Below are 16,168 nucleotides of genomic sequence, written 5' to 3'. Positions count from 1 at the left end.
AATCCTGCCAAATCGCCTGCCTAGGGCGCCCCCCGAACCAAACAGACTCTGCCTCGGGGAAAACAACTCCATGTCCGACCGTTCGACCTTCCGCCTCTCGCTGCTCGCGGGCGCCACGGTGCTGGCGCTCGCCGCCGCGCCTGCCTTTGCCCAGGCCCAGACCGACAACGCCGCGCCGACTGCGGCAGCTGCCGAGCCCGAGGGCCTGGCGGACATCGTCGTCACTGCGCAGAAGCGCGAGACCAACCTGCAGCAGACGCCGATCTCGATCAGCGTGCTGAGCGACGCCGCGCTCAAGGAGCGCCACGTCCAGAGCCTCTACGACCTTGCCGACGGCGCGGTGCCCAGCCTGCGCGTCGCCACCTTTGAAGCCCGCCAGTCGGCACTGACCGTCGGCATCCGCGGCATCGTGCCGCTCGACGCCAACCAGCCCGCGCGTGAGCAGGGCGTCGGCATCTATGTCGACGGCGTCTATCTCGGCCGCCAGCACGGCCTGAACGCCGCCCTGTTCGACCTCGAGCGCGTCGAAGTGCTGAAGGGGCCGCAGGGCACGCTGTTCGGCCGCAACACCGAAGGCGGTGCGCTGAGCCTCGTCAGCCGCGCGCCCAGCGGCGAGTTCGCCGGCCGCGTCAACGCCGGCGTCGCCAATTATGGCGGCTACAATGTCGACGCGCATCTCGACCTGCCGGAGTACAAGAACTTCGCGCTGAAGCTCGACGGTGTGGTCCAGCACCAGGATGCGACCACCAAGAACCCGCTCGCGGGCCAGGCCGGCTGGAACTATTATGACCGCCACGGCTTCCGCGCCGCGGTCCGCTGGAAGCCGATCGACGGCCTGACCAACGATTTCAGCTACGACAATGGCTATGACGCGAACACGCCGTTCTACAGCCAGCTGCTGAATTACAACCCGAACGGCTGCGTCGCCGGCGCCCAGGCGGCGGTGCCCGCCTGCACTCTGCCGGGCACCCAGTACACCGCGCTTACCGGCACGGTGAAGCCGCTGATGCCGGGCGTCGTCGTCAACGGCTCCAGCCGCATGAAGACCGCCGATATCGGCGTTCCCCAGCAGCCCAGCATCGACAAGACCCATGGCTTTACCAACAGCCTGCGCTGGAAGGTGAGCCCGGAAATCGAACTGCGCTCGATCACCGCATGGCGCGGCGTGACCGCCACCCAGTGGGATAACTCGGGCGGCGCGCACCGCGTGCCGGTCGTCAACACGCCCGCCATCGGTAGCGTGACCACCAGCTGCACCGCGGCCGCGCCCTGCGCCTTCAGCCGCTACAGCCTCGCCGACCTGCGCCAGAACCAGTTCAGCCAGGAGCTCCAGGCAGTGGGGACGGTCGGCCAGTTCGACTATGTCGCCGGCCTCTATTATTTCAACGAGCATGTCAGCGACGACGCTGCCACGCCGAACTCGAACGGCATCGTCGCGCTGACCAACACGGCGGGCCAGGTCACCGGCTACAACTATGTGATCCTCGATCCGTGCACCGGCTCGGCCGGCTTCGGTTCGCAGCCGGGCTGCCGCTCGATCGACCGCGCTTCGGAAGTCTGGTCGAAGAGCTATTCGGCCTATGGCCAGGTGACCTGGAACGCGACCGAGGCGCTGCACCTCACCGTCGGCGGCCGTTACACCCACGACAAGAAGCGCGGCGTGCTGCACTTCTCCCGCAACGTGAATTATGACGTGAACACTGCCGCTGCGGCAACGGCCGGCTACAAGCCGCTCGACAAGAGCTGGGACCGCTTCAACCCGATGGTCACGCTCGCCTATGACGTGAGCGACGCGGTGCACGCCTATGCCAAGTATGCGACCGGCTACCGCGCCGGCGGCGCCAGCTCGCGTACCGCCAACTACCAGGCGTTCAATCCGGAAGACGTGAAGTCCTACGAAGTCGGCCTGAAGAGCGACTTCTGGGGCCACAAGGGCCGCCTGAACCTCGCCGCCTACATCATGGACCGCAAGGACAGCCAGGTCGACATCAGCTCGATCCAGCCTTTCAACGGCAGCAACTTCAACAACCTCGTCACCATCAATGCCCCGGGCAACACCAAGATCCGCGGCATCGAGGCGGACCTGACGCTGAAGCCCGTGCAGGGCCTGACGCTGAACGCGTCCTATGCCTACACCTACACCCGCATCCCGCCGGTGCTGATCACCGCCACCGCGGGCGGGCTGTCGACCAGCGTGTACCAGAACTTCTACATCGTGTTCACGCCGCGCAACGCCGCCAGCGGCTCCGTCGACTATGAGCTGCCGCTGAAGGGGGCGGACCTGCGCTTCCACCTGGACGGCAACTATTCGCAGGCGACCCAGGCCTTCGACCAGTTCGCCACGAAGAACGAGGCGTCGCTGATCTTCAACGGCCGCATCTCGCTCGCCAACATCAATGTCGGCGCGATGCAGAACGTCACGTTCAGCGTGTGGGGCCGCAACCTGTTCAACGAACAGTATATCTTCCGCCGCGACCCCTCGAACAGCCTGCCGGGCTCGCCGACCAGCAGCGTTACCAGCGGCAGCATCAACAACGTGCTGGGCGATTACGGCAACTTCAACGCACCGCGCACCTTCGGTGGCGAAGTGTCGGTGAAGTTCTGATCTTGCACCGGCCGCCTCGGCGGCCGGGCTCAGCCAGCGACGCGGCCCGGAGGGGGAGACCCTTCCGGGCCGTTTCGCGTCTGGCGCAGGCCGAGCGCGGAAAGGGCGCGGAAGGTGATCGACCAGCGCGGTTCCGCCATCGGCGCGATGCTGTGCTCCCAGCCGTGGCGCGCCTGCCCGGACAGCAGGTAGACGGAGCGCGGCGGCAGATGCTGTTCGGCGCGGTCGAAGGCGCGGGGGCCCGTGCGCCGACGAAGGCGCAGCGTGGCGGGTGCGCCAAGGGAAATACCCACCACCTGCTCGAAAACGGGGCGATCCCGGTGCCAACCAATCCCTGCGCCCGGCGGGTAGTGGATCAGCAGCGCCTGGACGAGGGTGCCTGGCGCCAGACCCGCAAAGGCTTCTGCGCGATCGCGCAGCGGCACCAGCCATGCCGGCATGGCTGCGGCCGGACGGAAGCCCCCATTCTCGAAATCATAGCGCCAGCCGTAGCTGATCGTGCGCCGATTGCCGATCCAGCCCTGGAACTGGAACGGGAGGAGATCGTCCGAGTCGATCGACGCGATCGCGGCCGATTCCTCGGCAGTGTCCAGAAATGCCTCGGTCAGTCGCAGGCCGGAAGGCTCGGGAACATCGAACAAATCTGCCTGACGAGGGGCCATCGTCGCTCAACCTTCGAACAAGGGGTATGCTCCCCAATAGCGCCGGGAAAAGAGACACATGTCAGCAAAGTTGCATATATATGATGTGTCACATTGATCCAGGTTTATGAATTTCTTGGATATTTTGTCGCGTGACGGGTTGCTTGGCATAGGATACATGCATAGCCATGGTCGCCGTGAAGAACGATATGATCGAGGTAATCGACCACGCGTCGCAGTTTTTGAAGGCGCTGTCCGGCCGCAGCCGTCTGCTGCTTCTCTGCCACCTGGTGGATGGCGAGAAATCGGTGGGGGAACTGGCACGGCTCACCGGCGCTCGCGATACGGCGGTCTCCCAGCAACTTGCCCTGCTTCGCCGCGAGGGCATGGTTTCCGCCCGGCGCGCCGGTCAGATGATCTTCTACTCGCTGGCAAGTCCCGAGGCGCGTCGCATGCTCGAGGCGCTGAACGATCTGTTCTGTGCCAATGACGGCGCGACCGGCCTGCTGCTGAAGCCCGAGGTCAGCGAGACCGCCTGAGCGGCACCCCGCAGAAAGGGGCGCACCCCGCTTATCGGCGGGGGCGCTCGATCGCTGCCCGCGCCGCCGGCACGATCAGCTCCATCGCGCGATTGGCCCGCATCCGGTGCCAGCCGAACAGATCGCCGATCGGCTTTCGCGCCTGGTCCCGCGCCACCTCCGCCGTGGCATCCGAGGCGTCGCCCGTGCGCGCGGTAACCCGAGCGATGCGATCGCGATCGGGCGCTTCCAGCCAGATTCCGGTGAAGGGTACGCGCGCCTGCAGCGCCAGCGCCTCGGCCACTTCGCGCTCGCTGCGATTGAGGAACACCGCGTCCAGGATCACCGTGGACCCGCAGGCGAGGTGGTCGTCTGCCGATTCGAACAGCGCCTCATAGGTGTCGGCATCGTTGCGGCGCGTATAGTGCGACGGCGGCAGGCGGGTTTCCGGCGGAAGCCCGACGAGGCGCTTGCGGAACACGTCGGAGCGCAGCACCCTGGCGCCCGGCTGACGGCCGTACAGCCCGCCCAGGAGCCGTGCGAGGCTGGACTTGCCGGTGCCGGAAAGACCCCCGATCACGATCAGCTGCGGCATCGCAGGTTCGAGCAGGCGATCGGCGGCCGCCAGGTCGGCGGTCTGCAGCGAAAGCATCAGCGGCAGCAACGCCCAGCCGGTCGCGCCCTGGGGCGACAGGTCGAGATAGCGATTGGCAAGGATATTGGCGTCGGTGGCGCGATCCTGTGCGAGCAAGGCAGCCAGCGCGGCTGCGAGGTCGAACAGGATGTCGAGCGGCATGCCCTCGCCGAGCAGCCGGACCCGGCCGGCGCGTGCGCGACGTTCGATGTCGGCACCTTGCAGGGCAAGTGCGCTGCGCTGGGCGCTGGTCTGCGCGCGCTCCATCAGGGACTGGCGGAAGCTCGCGCCGGCCGGAGTCACCGTGGCGCGTCCATGTGCCCGCACGGTCGCTTCGGCAAGGGCGTGCAGCGCCGCGACGTCGATCGTGCCGGGAACCGGTAGGTCCCCGCCCGGTCCATGCCGCTTCACGGCCGCTGACGCCATCGCCCTGCTCCCCTCAATCCTTCGGCGACTCAGCCGATCGGGAGTATCCTATACGCGCGAAATCTGAACGGGACCGTACCGAGGTTCAACGTCGTGTCGCGGCGCCGATCAATTTCGCCGCAACCGTATCGCGCAGCGGCTTGGGGCGGAACCCGGAGTCATACGGAGCCACGCGCGGCGTGCTGCCGTCCTTGCGCGGCTTGAACCCCTTCAACCAGCTGTAGCGGTCGCACATGCCCCAGAACAGCAGGTCGCGCAGCTGCGGGTAGCTGAACATCACGTCCAGATAGGCGCCCGCATAGTCCGCCACCTGCCGGTCGCGCAGGGTGATGTCGGTCGGCAGATGCTGGTCGGCAACATCGAATTCGGTGATCAGCAGGTCGTAGCCCATGCCGGTCACCGCATCCAGAAAGGCGCGCCAAGGCTTCTCCTGCCGCGCCGCCAGCAGACCCGCCGGTGCATCGCCAGCTGGTTCGATATGCGATTGCACGCCCAGCGCATCCACCGGTACGCCGCGCTTGCGAAAGCCCTCCAACAGCCGCAGCACGCCGTCGCGGTGCGCGGCGTTGCCGGGCTCCCAGCTCATATAGTCGTTGTAGACGAGCTGCGCTTGCGGCGCGGCGGCGCGGGCGGCGTGGAAGGCATGGTCCAGCATCGGCACGGTGCCGCCAAAGGCGCGGGAAAGGCTGGTCTCGCGCAGCTCCCCGGTCTTCTCGTCCACCGTCTCGTTGACCACGTCATAGCTGTGGATCCGCCCGGCATAGCGCTTGCAGACCGTCTCGATGTGCGTGGTGAGCAGTCGTTCCGCCGCGCTGGCCGCGGTGGCGCCGAAATCGTAGCCGACGAGCCAGCGCGGAAAATACTCGGTCTTGTGCCACAGCAGCGTATGGCCGCGCATCGCCATGCGGTGCGCCTCCGCCCAGCCGAGCATCGCATCGACATGGGTGAAGTCGAACCTGTCGGGGGCAGGGCGGGTGGCCTGCCACTTCAGCTGGTTCTCCGGCACCAGCAGCCCGCAGTCGCGCTGGAGCAGCGCGGCATAGGCAGGGTTTGCAAAGGAGCCGGCATCGGCGCCCGGCGGGCTCCACGCGAAGGCCGATCCGATCCGCATGCCCTTCTCGGTGGCCAGCGCGTTGAGGCCGGGCGGCACGCTGGTCGCGCGTGCGACGAGCGGGAGCGTGGCGGCGGCGGTGGCAGCGCCCGCGAGCAGGGTGCGGCGATCGAGGCGGACGGTGTCGAGCGACATCGGGGGTGGTTCCTCTCCTGAGCCCGTTCTGCGGGGCCTATCTGTTTGGTAGCGATACCATGCTCGGCCTGCTACACCTTCGTCAACCGGCGTGAACGGGCGCGAGCGGGAGAGGGCAATGCGGGCGGCAGTACGGGCGTTGCTGTGCATCTGGATGGCGCTCGCCATGACGGGGCAGGGGCACGCCGAGACGGGATATGACCTGTGGCTGCGCTATCCGCCGCTCGATGCTGCCACGGTGCAGCGGGTCGCGCCCAGGCTCCGCTACGTAGTGGCGGAGGGCAGCGGTCCCGCCGTGCGGGCCGCGCTGGAGGAGCTAGATCGCGGTCTTGCCGGGTTGATCGGATTGGCGCCGGCACACGCGCGCACGGTGCAGGGTGAGGGCGGGGTGGTCCTCGCCACCGCCGGATCGCCGCTGCTGCAGGGGCTGGACTTGCCACTGGCGTCGCTGGGCCGGGAGGGCTTCCTGATCCGCTCCGTCGCGATCGGCGGAGTGCGCGTCACGCTGGTCGCAGCCAATAGCGATGCCGGGCTGCTCTACGGCACCTTCCGCCTGCTCAAGCTGGTCCAGCTCCGCGCGTCCATCGATGCGCTGGACGTGCGCGATGCGCCCAAGCTGCAGCTGCGCGCGCTCGATCACTGGGACAATCTGGATCGCTATGTCGAGCGCGGCTATGCGGGCCAGTCGCTATGGGACTGGCAGAAGCTGCCCGGCTACAAGGACCCGCGCTACACCGACTATGCCCGCGCCAACGCCTCGATCGGCATCAACGCGGTGGTGCCGAACAACGTCAATGCGAACGCCGATATCCTGACCGCGCCCTACCTGCAGAAGGTGCGGGCGCTGGCGGAGGTGTTCCGCCCCTATGGCATCCGCATCTACCTGACCGCCCGCTTTTCTGCGCCGATCGAGATCGGCGGGCTCAGGACGGCCGATCCGCTCGACCCCGCGGTGCGTGCCTGGTGGAAGGCCAAGGCAAACGAGATCTACGCCGCGATCTGGGATTTCGGCGGCTTCCTGGTGAAGGCCAATTCGGAAGGTCAGCCGGGTCCCTCCGACTATAAGCGCAGCCATGCGGACGGCGCGAACATGCTTGCCGACGCGCTCGCCCCGCATGGCGGCGTGGTGATGTGGCGGGCCTTCGTCTATTCCGAGCACAACGACGCGGATCGCCACAAGCAGGCGAACGACGAGTTCGTGCCGCTCGACGGCAGCTTCCGCGACAATGTCCTGCTCCAGGTGAAGAACGGCGCAATCGACTTCCAGCCACGCGAGCCGTTCCACCCGCTGTTCGGGGCGATGCCGAAGACGCCGCTGATGCTCGAGGTGCAGATCACCAAGGAATATCTCGGCTTCGCCACCCACCTCGCCTATCTCGGCACGATGTGGGAGGAGGTGCTGCAGAGCGACACCTTCCGGCCGCGGGAAGGCCGCACCGTCGCGAAGATCCTGGAAACGCCGGTGAAGTCCAGGACGCTCACCGGCATGGCGGGTGTCGCCAATATCGGGACGGACGTGAACTGGAGCGGATCGCAGTTCGATCAGGCGAACTGGTACGCCTATGGCCGGCTCGCCTGGGACCCGAACGCCAAGGCCGAGGACATCGCCCGCGACTGGGCGCGGCTGACCTGGAGCCACGATCCCGCCGTGGTGGATCCGATCGTCGCGATGATGCTGGAATCGCGCGAGGCGGTGGTGAACTACATGACGCCGCTCGGGCTCGGCCATGTGATGGCGACCGGGCATCATTACGGCCCGGGGCCCTGGGTGTCGAACCTCGCCCGGCCCGAATGGAACCCCACCTATTATCACCGCGCCGATGCGAACGGGATCGGCTTTGATCGCACCGCCACCGGCACCGATGCACTCGGCCAGTACGCGCCGGAAGTGGCGAGGCGCTGGGGCGAGCTGAAGACGGTGCCGGACAGCCTGCTGCTGTGGTTCCACCACGTCCCCTGGGACTATCGCCTGCGCTCGGGCGAAACCCTGTGGGACAGCCTGGTTATCCGGTACGATACGGGCATCGCCACGGTGGAGGACATGCAGCGGCGCTGGGCTGCGCTGGAGGGCAAGGTCGACGCGCGTCGATGGGGCGAGGTGCGCGACTTCCTCGCCATCCAGCGCGCGGAGGCACAATGGTGGCGCGACGCCTCGATCGCCTATTGGCAGTCGCTCTCGAAGCGGCCGCTGCCGGCGGGCCATCTGGCCCCGCCGCACGGGCTCGATTACTACAAGGCAATCCGGACGCCGCACGCGCCGGGGAATGGAAAATGAGGATGGCTGGAATGCGGAACATGATGGTCGGGCTTGTGGCGACGGTTGCGCTGGCGGCGCCCGCAGCGGCGCAGCAGCGCCCGGCGATCGACCTCAACCAGATCGGCTTCGAGCCCGGCGACGTGAAGCTCGCGGTAGTGCGGGGGGCAGGGTCGAGCCCGTTGCCCTGGCAGCTGCTGGATTCCGATGGCAACGCTGTCGGCAAGGGCGAGACGCTTGTCTACGGTGCCGATGCGAGCTCGGGCGCGGTGGTGCAGCGGATCGACTTTTCGGGCTTTCGCCGTGCGGGCAAGGGCTATCGCCTCTCCGTCGCAGGAGTAACCAGCGATCCCTTCGCCATCGCGCCGCTGCTCTACAGGTCGCTCGCGCGCGATGCCGCCAACTTCTTCTACCAGCAGCGCGCCGGCACGCCGATCGACGCGAAGTTCGCCGGTGCCGCCTGGGCACGTCCGGCGGGGCACGCAAGCGAGGTGGCGGGCTGCTTCTCGGGCGCCGACGAGCGCGGCACCGTCTGGCCGGGCTGCAATTACACGCTCGACGTGACCGGCGGCTGGTACGATGCCGGAGACCACGGCAAATATGTCGTCAACGGCGGCATTGCGCTGTGGACGCTGCTCAACGCCTATGAGCGCCGGCCCAGGGCATTCGCGGACGGATCGCTGCGCATCCCCGAAAGCGGCAACGGCGTGAGCGACCTGCTCGACGAGGCGCGCTGGGAGATGGAATTCCTGCTGCGGATGCAGATCGCCGACGGCGTTCGCACCCGGGTGCCGTCGGGCCCGCTCGGCGCGCCCAAGCCGGGCCGCCCCGCCTGGGAGCCGAGCTTCCCGCCCTTTGCGGAGATTGATGCGGGCGGCATGGCGCACCAGAAGGTCGCCGATCGCAACTGGACCGGGCTGCCGATGCCCCCGCAGAAGGATCGCGAGGAGCGGCTGCTCTATCCGCCGACGACGGGCGCCACGCTCAACCTGGCGGCAACGGCGGCGCAGTGCGCCCGGCTGTGGCGCGGGGTGGACGATGCCTTCGCGGCGCGCTGCCTCACCGCCGCGCGGCGGGCCTGGGCAGCGGCGCAGCGCAACCCGCAGGTTTTTGCCACCAGCAGCTTCACCGGCAGCGGCGGCTATGGCGACAACAGCCTGAGCGACGAATTCTACTGGGCGGCCGCCGAACTCTACGCCACCACCGGCGAGGAAGCCTTCCGCAAGGCGGTGACGAGCTCGCCCCATTTCGGCGAAGCGGTGCGCGCGCCCGGCTGGAGCTTCACCGCGCCGCTCGGCACGATCACGCTGGCAACGGTGAAGACGGGCCTGAGCGACGCCGAGGTGCAGAAGCTGCGCGCGACGCTGATCGCCGCGGCGGACGGCATCCTCGAGCAGCGCCGCCAGAACGGCTACGCCATTCCCTATCGGCCGATCGGCTACCCCTGGGGCTCGAACGGCGATCTGATGAACCAGGCCATGCTGCTCGGCGTGGCGAGCGACCTGACCGGCGCGCCCAAATACCGGGCGGGCATCGTCTCAGCGCTCGACTATCTGCTGGGGCGCAACCCGATGGGAACGTCCTATGTCAGCGGCTATGGTGTGCGGTCGCTGCAGAACCCGCACCATCGCCTCTGGGCGCATTCGCTGGATGCGAAGCTGCCGGGGCCGCCGCCGGGCGTCCTTTCGGGCGGACCCAACGATACTGCGATGGGCGACCCGGTCGCGATGCAGCTCAAGGGCAAGTGCGTCGCCCAGACCTGCTGGGTGGACAGCATCCACGCCTATGCGCTGAACGAAGTCGCGATCAACTGGAACGCGCCGTTCTTCTGGGTGGCGGCGTGGATGGACGATTGAGGGGAGGGGGCGTAGGGTCGTTTGCCATAACAGCGGCATGTCCGTTCACGCCCAAAATCAGACGTTCAGCGGCTCGCGATTATGTGCTTGATGGTGAGCGTAGGGGCCTCGCCAAGGAAGCAGAGTTGCGGGTCGATGCCGGAAAACGACAAAGTGAACATGTCGAGGTAGCCACGATAGTTCCGGCCTATCCAGCACCATCCGAGCGCAAAACCGACGGCATGGGCAATCTCCGCGACTTCAATCCAGTCGCCCGCAAGATCTGAGGTATCTTCAAGGGTGACGACGATTTCATCGGTGTTGGGATCAACTCGAAGCACGACGGCACCATTTTCGATGACGAAGGCAATAGAATCCCAACCGGCAGACCCATCTCTGCGTCCCACCACCCCGTTCACGGTTCGCTCGTGAACTCTGTCGTAGTCGAATTGGAGCATCGTACGGTCAGCCATGCGGCTCTATAACCCAACCATGGAACGGCAGCTAACCACCGATTGTGTTGAAAAACTCCGCGAGCGGCAGCGCCACGGTGATAGAGCGCAATATAAATTCGTGCGGCCCTTTATATGAATCATCAAGTTACAATGAGCGCACCTTTGTGGCATTGATATTTCAGTGCTGACCGCTGCGATCGGCCCACTAGGAGTTTTTCAACACAATCCACCAAAGTCGGAAGTTCGCTACCCGACGCCGAGGCAGTGATGTCGCCGGACTGACTATGCAAGGTCGGCACGGAGGCTGCAGCGGTTCGCAGCCTCCGTGCCAAAATCACCGTACCGTCAGCGTCGCGCTCTTCAGCGTCGCCGAGTTCGGGCCCGAGGAGATGGTGAAGGTCCCCGGTTCCACCACATGGCGCATCTGGCTGTTCCACAGCGCCAGATCGTCCGGAGTCAGTTCGAACCGCACCGTCTTCTTCTCGCCCGGCTTGAGCGTCACGCGCTCGAAGCGCTTGAGCTCGATCACCGGCCGGGTGACCGAAGCCTCGTCGTCATGGACGTAGAGCTGGACGACCTCGTCGCCGGCGACCTTGCCGGTGTTGGTCACGTCCACCTCGACGCTCGCCTTGTCGGCAATGCCGATCGTCGGCGTGCCCAGCCGCGGCGCCGCGATGTCGAAGGTCGTGTAGCTCAGGCCATAGCCGAACGGATAAAGCGGGCTGGTGTCGCCGAACAGATAGCCACGCCGCGCGCTCGGCTTCTTGTTGTAGTAGATCGGCAGCTGGCCGACACTGCGAGCCACCGATACCGGCAGCTTGCCGCCCGGATTGTAGCGGCCGAACACCACGTCGGCGAGCGCGTTGCCGGTCTGCTCGCCGAGATACCAGCCCTCGATCAGCGCCGGTGCCTTTTCGGCGAGGTAGTTCACCGCATAGGGGCGGCCGTTGAGCAGGATCACGACCACCGGCTTGCCCAGCGCGATCAGTTCCTTGGCGAGCTGGTCCTGCGGCCCGGGCAGGTCGAGCGTCTCGCTGTCGCCGAGATGGTTGTCGGCCCAGGCCTCGCGGCTCACCGCCTCGTTGCCGCCGAGCACCAGCACGACGACATCGGCGTTCTTCGCCGTCTCCACCGCCTGGGCGCGGAGCTGGTCGTTTACCGATGCCGGCACCTGCTTCACTTCGTCCTTCGACCATTCGCGATGGTCGGTAATGCGGATGCCCTCGGCATAGTCGACCGCGAACTTGCCCTTGCCCTCGGCCTGCATGCCTTCGAGCACGCTGACGACATGGGTCGGCAGGTCAGAATAGCCGCCGATCGGGGTATCCCTGGCGTGGGTGCCGATCACCGCCATGCGCTTGATGCCCTTGGCGTCGAGCGGCAGCAACCCTTGCGCGTTCTTGAGCAGCACGATCGATTCACGCGCCGCCTGGCGGGATAGCGCGATGGCTTCCGGCGTGTTGGTGCGCGCCGCCGCCAGCTTCACCTCGGGATAGGGGTTCTCGAACAGCCCGCCCTGGAACTTCATCCGCAGCACGCGGCGCACCGCATTGTCGATCTCGCCCTGGCTGACCCGGCCTTCCTTCACCAGCTCGACGAGGTGGGTATAGGCCTCGCCGTCGGGCGTCTCGACGTCGACGCCCGCGTCGAGGGCGCGCTGGGCCGCATCCTTGGGATCCTTGAACATATGGTGGCGGGTGATCAGCTCGCGGATCGCGAAATAGTCGCTGACCACGGCGCCCTGGAAACCCCATTCGCCGCGCAGTACGTCGGTGAGCAGCCACTTGTTGGCGTGGCTGGGGATGCCGTCGATCTCGTTATAGCTGGCCATCACCGACATCACGGGCAGGGTCTTCACCGCCTGTTCGAAGGGCGGGAAGAAATCCTCGCGCAGCGTCCGCTCGCCGAGCGAGGCGGGGCCGACATTGGTGCCGTTCTCCGGCTGACCATGACCGGTCATGTGCTTGAGGGTGATGAACACCTTGTCGGACTTGAGCGGCAGCGTCGTGCCCTGGAAGCCGCGGATCGCGGCGAGGCCCATCTGGGTGACGAGGTACGGATCCTCGCCATAGGTCTCCTCGATGCGGCCCCAGCGCGGGTCGCGGGCCACATCGACGACCGGCGCAAGGACCAGGTTCGCACCACGGGCGCGCGCTTCCCTGGCGGCCATCGAGAAGATGTTCTCGACCAGCCTGGGGTTGAAGCTGCTGGCCAGCGCGATCGATTGCGGGAAGCTGGTGGCACCAGGTGCTACCAGGCCGTGCAGCGATTCCTCGTGCATCAGCATCGGGATGCCGAGCCGGGTCTTCTCCATCGCCCATTTCTGCGCGGCATAGACATAGCGGGCGGTCTCTTCCGGGCTGCGGTTGACGTCGCCCGCATTGGCACCGGCGGCGGTCGTCTGGCCGGCGGCGACACCGCGCCGGTCATAGGGGCGCGAGATCATGCCAAGGCCGTTGGGGAAGCTGGCGCTCGCCTTGACGGGGTCGAACTCGCCCTTGGCGTCCTGGACCATCCCCTTGTTGAGCCACAGCGCCTGGAGCTGCTGGACCTTCTCCTCCAGCGTCATGCGGGCGAGCAGGTCGTCCACGCGCGCTTCGATCGGCTGGGCGGCGTCCTTGTAGAGCGGCTTGTCGGCGCGCGCTTGCGCGCTTGCCGGCTGGGGCGCGACGAAGGGCGTCAGAGCGCTCGCGGCGATGGCAAGCGCGGCGAAGCGGCGAAGTGAGCGCATGTTCCTCTCCCTGAAGGCCGGCGACGGTTCTGGTGTCGCCTGTTGCCGTGATGGTAACGTTATCATCTATAGGTGTGCGCGATGATGGCGGTCAACGGGGCTGTAGCGCTGCAGCAACGATTGCAATCATGATAGCGCGAACTTATGCGTCGGTGCAGGAGGGGGGATGACAAAACCTAGCCGGCGCAGCCGGGGCAGCATTACCGTACAGGACGTGGCACGCGAGGCAGGCGTGTCCGCAATGACCGTGTCGCGCGTGGTCAACGGCGGCACCAATGTGCGCGAGGCGACTCGCGAAGCGGTGCTCGCTGCGATCGCCAAGCTCAACTATTCGCCCAACAGCGCGGCGCGCAGCCTGGCCGCAGGGGAAGCCACCCAGATCGGGCTGCTCTATTCCAACCCGTCCGCTGCCTATCTTTCGCAATTCCTGATCGGTGCACTGGCCGCCGCGCGGCGCGCCGGCTGCCATCTCGTGCTCGAAGCGTGCGAGGGCGAGCGTGCCGAGGAACAGGCCGAGGCGACCCGCGGCTTCGTGCAGACGCATGTGCAAGGCGTGATCCTGCCCCCGCCGCTGTCGGAAGTCGGCGCCGTGCGCGACGAACTCGATGCAGCCGGTATCCCCTGGGTCTCGGTGGCGATGGGCCTGCCGCCCGAAGGGTGCCGCAACGTCCGCATCGATGATTTCGCGGCTGCGGCGGCGATGACCCGGCACCTGATCGACATGGGCCACCGCCGCATCGGCTTCATCCGCGGCAACCCGAACCAGACCTCCAGCGCCGAACGTTACCGGGGCTTCTGCGCCGCCATCGAGGAGGCGGGGCTGGACCTTGCCGCCATGCCGGTGGAGCAGGGCTATTTCACCTTCCGCTCGGGCATCGTCGCCTGTGAGGCGCTCCTGGACCTGCCCGAGCCCCCGACGGCCATTTTCGCGAGCAACGACGACATGGCCGCCGCCGCGGTGGGCGTCGCGCATCGCCGGGGCCTCCACGTACCGCAGGATCTGAGCGTCGTCGGCTTCGATGACACCTCGCTCGCGACGACGATGTGGCCGGAACTCACTACCGTGCGCCAGCCGATCGCGGCGATGGCGGAGGCGGCGCTGACCATGCTGCTGGACGAGCTGCGCCCCGGCGGCCAGGGCGGGCAGGCCGAACAAGTGCTTGCACATCAGCTGATCGTGCGCGAATCCTGCGCCCCGCCGCCCGCTGCGTAGGGAATTGGACGACAACGTTGGCAGAAAGTTGCGTCGCACGCCTGCCGACTTGCTTTTCCCGGTTGCACGGGCCAGCGTTACCGCTAACAAATCGCGCCACGTTTCCGGGCGACTAGGAGAGGGATCGGATGAACCAGACGGCGGAGAAGGCCAATATCGGCCTGATCGGCGCCATCGTGGCCGTAGCCACGATCGGCGGATTGCTTTTCGGATATGACAGCGGTGCGGTGAACGGCACGCAACCCGGCCTGCAGGCCGCGTTCCAGCTGGACGAGGCGGGGCTCGGCTTCACGGTCGGTTCGCTGCTGATCGGCTGCGTCGCGGGCGCGTTTTTCGCAGGCACGCTGGCGGACCAGATGGGCCGCCGCAACGTGATGCGGCTCGCCGCGCTGCTGTTCCTCGGCGGCGCGCTCGTCCAGGGCTTCGCGCATGACCATACGCTCTTCGTCATCGCCCGCATCGCCGGCGGTGTCGCCGTGGGCGCGGCTTCGGTGCTGTCTCCCGCCTATATCTCCGAAGTCGCCCCCGCGAACATTCGCGGGCGCATGACGACGGTGCAGCAGATCATGATCATTTCCGGCCTCACCGCCGCGTTCGTGGTCAATTACTATCTGGCGGGTGCGGCGGGTGCCTCGACCAATAAGTTCTGGGCGGGCCTCGAAGCCTGGCGCTGGATGTACCTGATGCAGGCGCTGCCGGCGGCGATCTTCCTGGTTGCGCTGTTCTTCATCCCGGAGAGCCCGCGCTTCCTGGTGGCCAAGGGCCGGATCGAGGAAGCGACCAAGGTGCTGACCGACCTGTTCGGCCCGCAGACCGCGCGCACCAAGCTGGAGGAGATCCGGGCGAGCTTCACCGCCGATCACCGCCCGAGCTTCCGCGACCTGATCGACCCGCGCACCGGCGGCGTTCGCCCTATCCTGTGGGCGGGCCTGGTGATCGCGGTGTTTCAGCAGCTCGTCGGCATCAACGTGATCTTCTACTACGGCTCTACGCTGTGGCAGCTGGCGGGCTTCACCGAGAATGACTCGCTCCTGATCAACATCGTCTCGGGTGCGGTCTCCATCGCGGCCTGTCTCGTCACCATCGGGCTGGTCGACAAGATCGGTCGCAAGCCGCTGCTGCTGATCGGCTCGGCGGGCATGGCCGTCACCCTGTTCGTGCTGGTCTATGCCTTCGGCCATGGATCGCTCGACTCGGCGGGCAAGCTCGTCCTGTCGCCCGATCTGGGCAAGACGGCCGTCGTCGCCGCCAATCTGTACGTGATCTTCTTCAACGTCAGCTGGGGCCCGGTGATGTGGGTGATGCTCGGCGAGATGTTCCCGAACCAGATCCGCGGCTCGGCGCTGGCGGTGTGCGGCTTTGCCCAGTGGTTCGCCAACTATCTGATCGCGCAGAGCTTCCCGGTGATGGCGTCCAAGCTCGGCCTCGCCGCCAGCTACACCTTCTACGCCGTCTGCGCGGCGGTCAGCTTCTTCCTGGTCCTGAAGTTCATCAAGGAAACCAAGGGCAAGGAACTCGAGGCGATGGAGGGGTAAGAGCCTCCAGACCCGTCCTTCTGTGCTCCCCTCCCGCTTGCGGGAGGGGATGATTGCAGGCGGGAGGTGCCCATT

Annotated in this window: 11 protein-coding genes; 6 read left to right on the top strand and 5 right to left on the bottom strand. The window is 66.7% G+C overall.

Going from position 1 to position 16,168, the window contains the following annotated elements; translation table 11 throughout:
* Positions 1-70: 70 nt before the first annotated feature.
* Positions 71-2,605: a TonB-dependent receptor gene (locus V7E00_RS11215; RefSeq protein ID WP_333572731.1), complete on the top strand. Its 2,535-nt coding sequence runs from the start codon at positions 71-73 to the stop codon at positions 2,603-2,605.
* A 29-nt stretch (positions 2,606-2,634) separates the two neighbouring features.
* Here the strand turns inward: V7E00_RS11215 and V7E00_RS11210 are convergent, their stop codons facing one another.
* Positions 2,635-3,267, bottom strand: coding sequence for an alpha-ketoglutarate-dependent dioxygenase AlkB (locus V7E00_RS11210; protein ID WP_333572730.1), 633 nt, complete (start codon positions 3,265-3,267; stop codon positions 2,635-2,637).
* 167 nt (positions 3,268-3,434) lie between these two features.
* On the opposite strand from V7E00_RS11210, the gene V7E00_RS11205 reads away from it, so the two are divergent.
* Positions 3,435-3,785 carry an ArsR/SmtB family transcription factor gene (locus tag V7E00_RS11205; protein WP_066723364.1) on the top strand — a complete coding sequence of 117 codons (351 nt, stop codon included), beginning with the start codon at positions 3,435-3,437 and terminating at the stop codon, positions 3,783-3,785.
* A gap of 31 nt (positions 3,786-3,816) precedes the next feature.
* Here the strand turns inward: V7E00_RS11205 and V7E00_RS11200 are convergent, their stop codons facing one another.
* Positions 3,817-4,824: an AAA family ATPase gene (locus V7E00_RS11200; protein WP_333572729.1), complete on the bottom strand. Its 1,008-nt coding sequence runs from the start codon at positions 4,822-4,824 to the stop codon at positions 3,817-3,819.
* Positions 4,825-4,909: 85 nt separating this feature from the next.
* On the bottom strand, positions 4,910-6,070 hold the full coding sequence (locus V7E00_RS11195; RefSeq protein ID WP_333572728.1) for an endo-1,4-beta-xylanase: 1,161 nt from the start codon (positions 6,068-6,070) through the stop codon (positions 4,910-4,912).
* Positions 6,071-6,188: 118 nt separating this feature from the next.
* On the opposite strand from V7E00_RS11195, the gene V7E00_RS11190 reads away from it, so the two are divergent.
* Entirely contained in the window at positions 6,189-8,345 is a 2,157-nt protein-coding gene (locus tag V7E00_RS11190; protein ID WP_443019188.1) for an alpha-glucuronidase family glycosyl hydrolase, read from the top strand.
* 20 nt (positions 8,346-8,365) lie between these two features.
* Positions 8,366-10,180: a glycoside hydrolase family 9 protein gene (locus V7E00_RS11185; RefSeq protein ID WP_333572727.1), complete on the top strand. Its 1,815-nt coding sequence runs from the start codon at positions 8,366-8,368 to the stop codon at positions 10,178-10,180.
* Between the two features lie 65 nt (positions 10,181-10,245).
* On the opposite strand, the gene V7E00_RS11180 is transcribed toward V7E00_RS11185, so the two are convergent.
* Together V7E00_RS11180 and V7E00_RS11175 are read right to left on the bottom strand one after the other, a co-directional pair.
* Positions 10,246-10,632, bottom strand: coding sequence for a DUF6334 family protein (locus V7E00_RS11180; protein WP_333572726.1), 387 nt, complete (start codon positions 10,630-10,632; stop codon positions 10,246-10,248).
* 316 nt (positions 10,633-10,948) lie between these two features.
* Complete coding sequence (locus V7E00_RS11175; protein ID WP_333572725.1) at positions 10,949-13,345, bottom strand: glycoside hydrolase family 3 N-terminal domain-containing protein; 2,397 nt, start codon at positions 13,343-13,345, stop codon at positions 10,949-10,951.
* 166 nt (positions 13,346-13,511) lie between these two features.
* Here V7E00_RS11175 and V7E00_RS11170 point away from each other — a divergent pair, with 166 nt between their 5' ends.
* Entirely contained in the window at positions 13,512-14,558 is a 1,047-nt protein-coding gene (locus V7E00_RS11170) for a LacI family DNA-binding transcriptional regulator (RefSeq protein WP_333572724.1), read from the top strand.
* A 128-nt stretch (positions 14,559-14,686) separates the two neighbouring features.
* The gene (locus V7E00_RS11165; protein WP_333572723.1) at positions 14,687-16,093 is read left to right on the top strand and encodes a sugar porter family MFS transporter; all 1,407 of its coding nucleotides are present in this window, start codon (positions 14,687-14,689) and stop codon (positions 16,091-16,093) included.
* The last annotated feature ends 75 nt before the right edge of the window (positions 16,094-16,168 follow it).

This window comes from Sphingomonas sp., from assembly GCF_036731925.1.
Lineage (GTDB): Bacteria > Pseudomonadota > Alphaproteobacteria > Sphingomonadales > Sphingomonadaceae > Sphingomonas.
This window is presented reverse-complemented; position numbering and strand designations above follow the sequence as displayed.

Excerpts from the sequence above, each read along its gene's own strand:
- V7E00_RS11215 (WP_333572731.1), top strand. The coding sequence starts at position 71 with ATGTCCGACCGTTCGACCTTCCGCCTCTCGCTGCTCGCGGGCGCCACG.
- V7E00_RS11210 (WP_333572730.1), bottom strand. The coding sequence starts at position 3,267 with ATGGCCCCTCGTCAGGCAGATTTGTTCGATGTTCCCGAGCCTTCCGGC.
- V7E00_RS11205 (WP_066723364.1), top strand. The coding sequence starts at position 3,435 with ATGGTCGCCGTGAAGAACGATATGATCGAGGTAATCGACCACGCGTCG.
- V7E00_RS11200 (WP_333572729.1), bottom strand. The coding sequence starts at position 4,824 with ATGGCGTCAGCGGCCGTGAAGCGGCATGGACCGGGCGGGGACCTACCG.
- V7E00_RS11195 (WP_333572728.1), bottom strand. The coding sequence starts at position 6,070 with ATGTCGCTCGACACCGTCCGCCTCGATCGCCGCACCCTGCTCGCGGGC.
- V7E00_RS11190 (WP_443019188.1), top strand. The coding sequence starts at position 6,189 with ATGCGGGCGGCAGTACGGGCGTTGCTGTGCATCTGGATGGCGCTCGCC.
- V7E00_RS11185 (WP_333572727.1), top strand. The coding sequence starts at position 8,366 with ATGATGGTCGGGCTTGTGGCGACGGTTGCGCTGGCGGCGCCCGCAGCG.
- V7E00_RS11180 (WP_333572726.1), bottom strand. The coding sequence starts at position 10,632 with ATGGCTGACCGTACGATGCTCCAATTCGACTACGACAGAGTTCACGAG.
- V7E00_RS11175 (WP_333572725.1), bottom strand. The coding sequence starts at position 13,345 with ATGCGCTCACTTCGCCGCTTCGCCGCGCTTGCCATCGCCGCGAGCGCT.
- V7E00_RS11170 (WP_333572724.1), top strand. The coding sequence starts at position 13,512 with ATGACAAAACCTAGCCGGCGCAGCCGGGGCAGCATTACCGTACAGGAC.
- V7E00_RS11165 (WP_333572723.1), top strand. The coding sequence starts at position 14,687 with ATGAACCAGACGGCGGAGAAGGCCAATATCGGCCTGATCGGCGCCATC.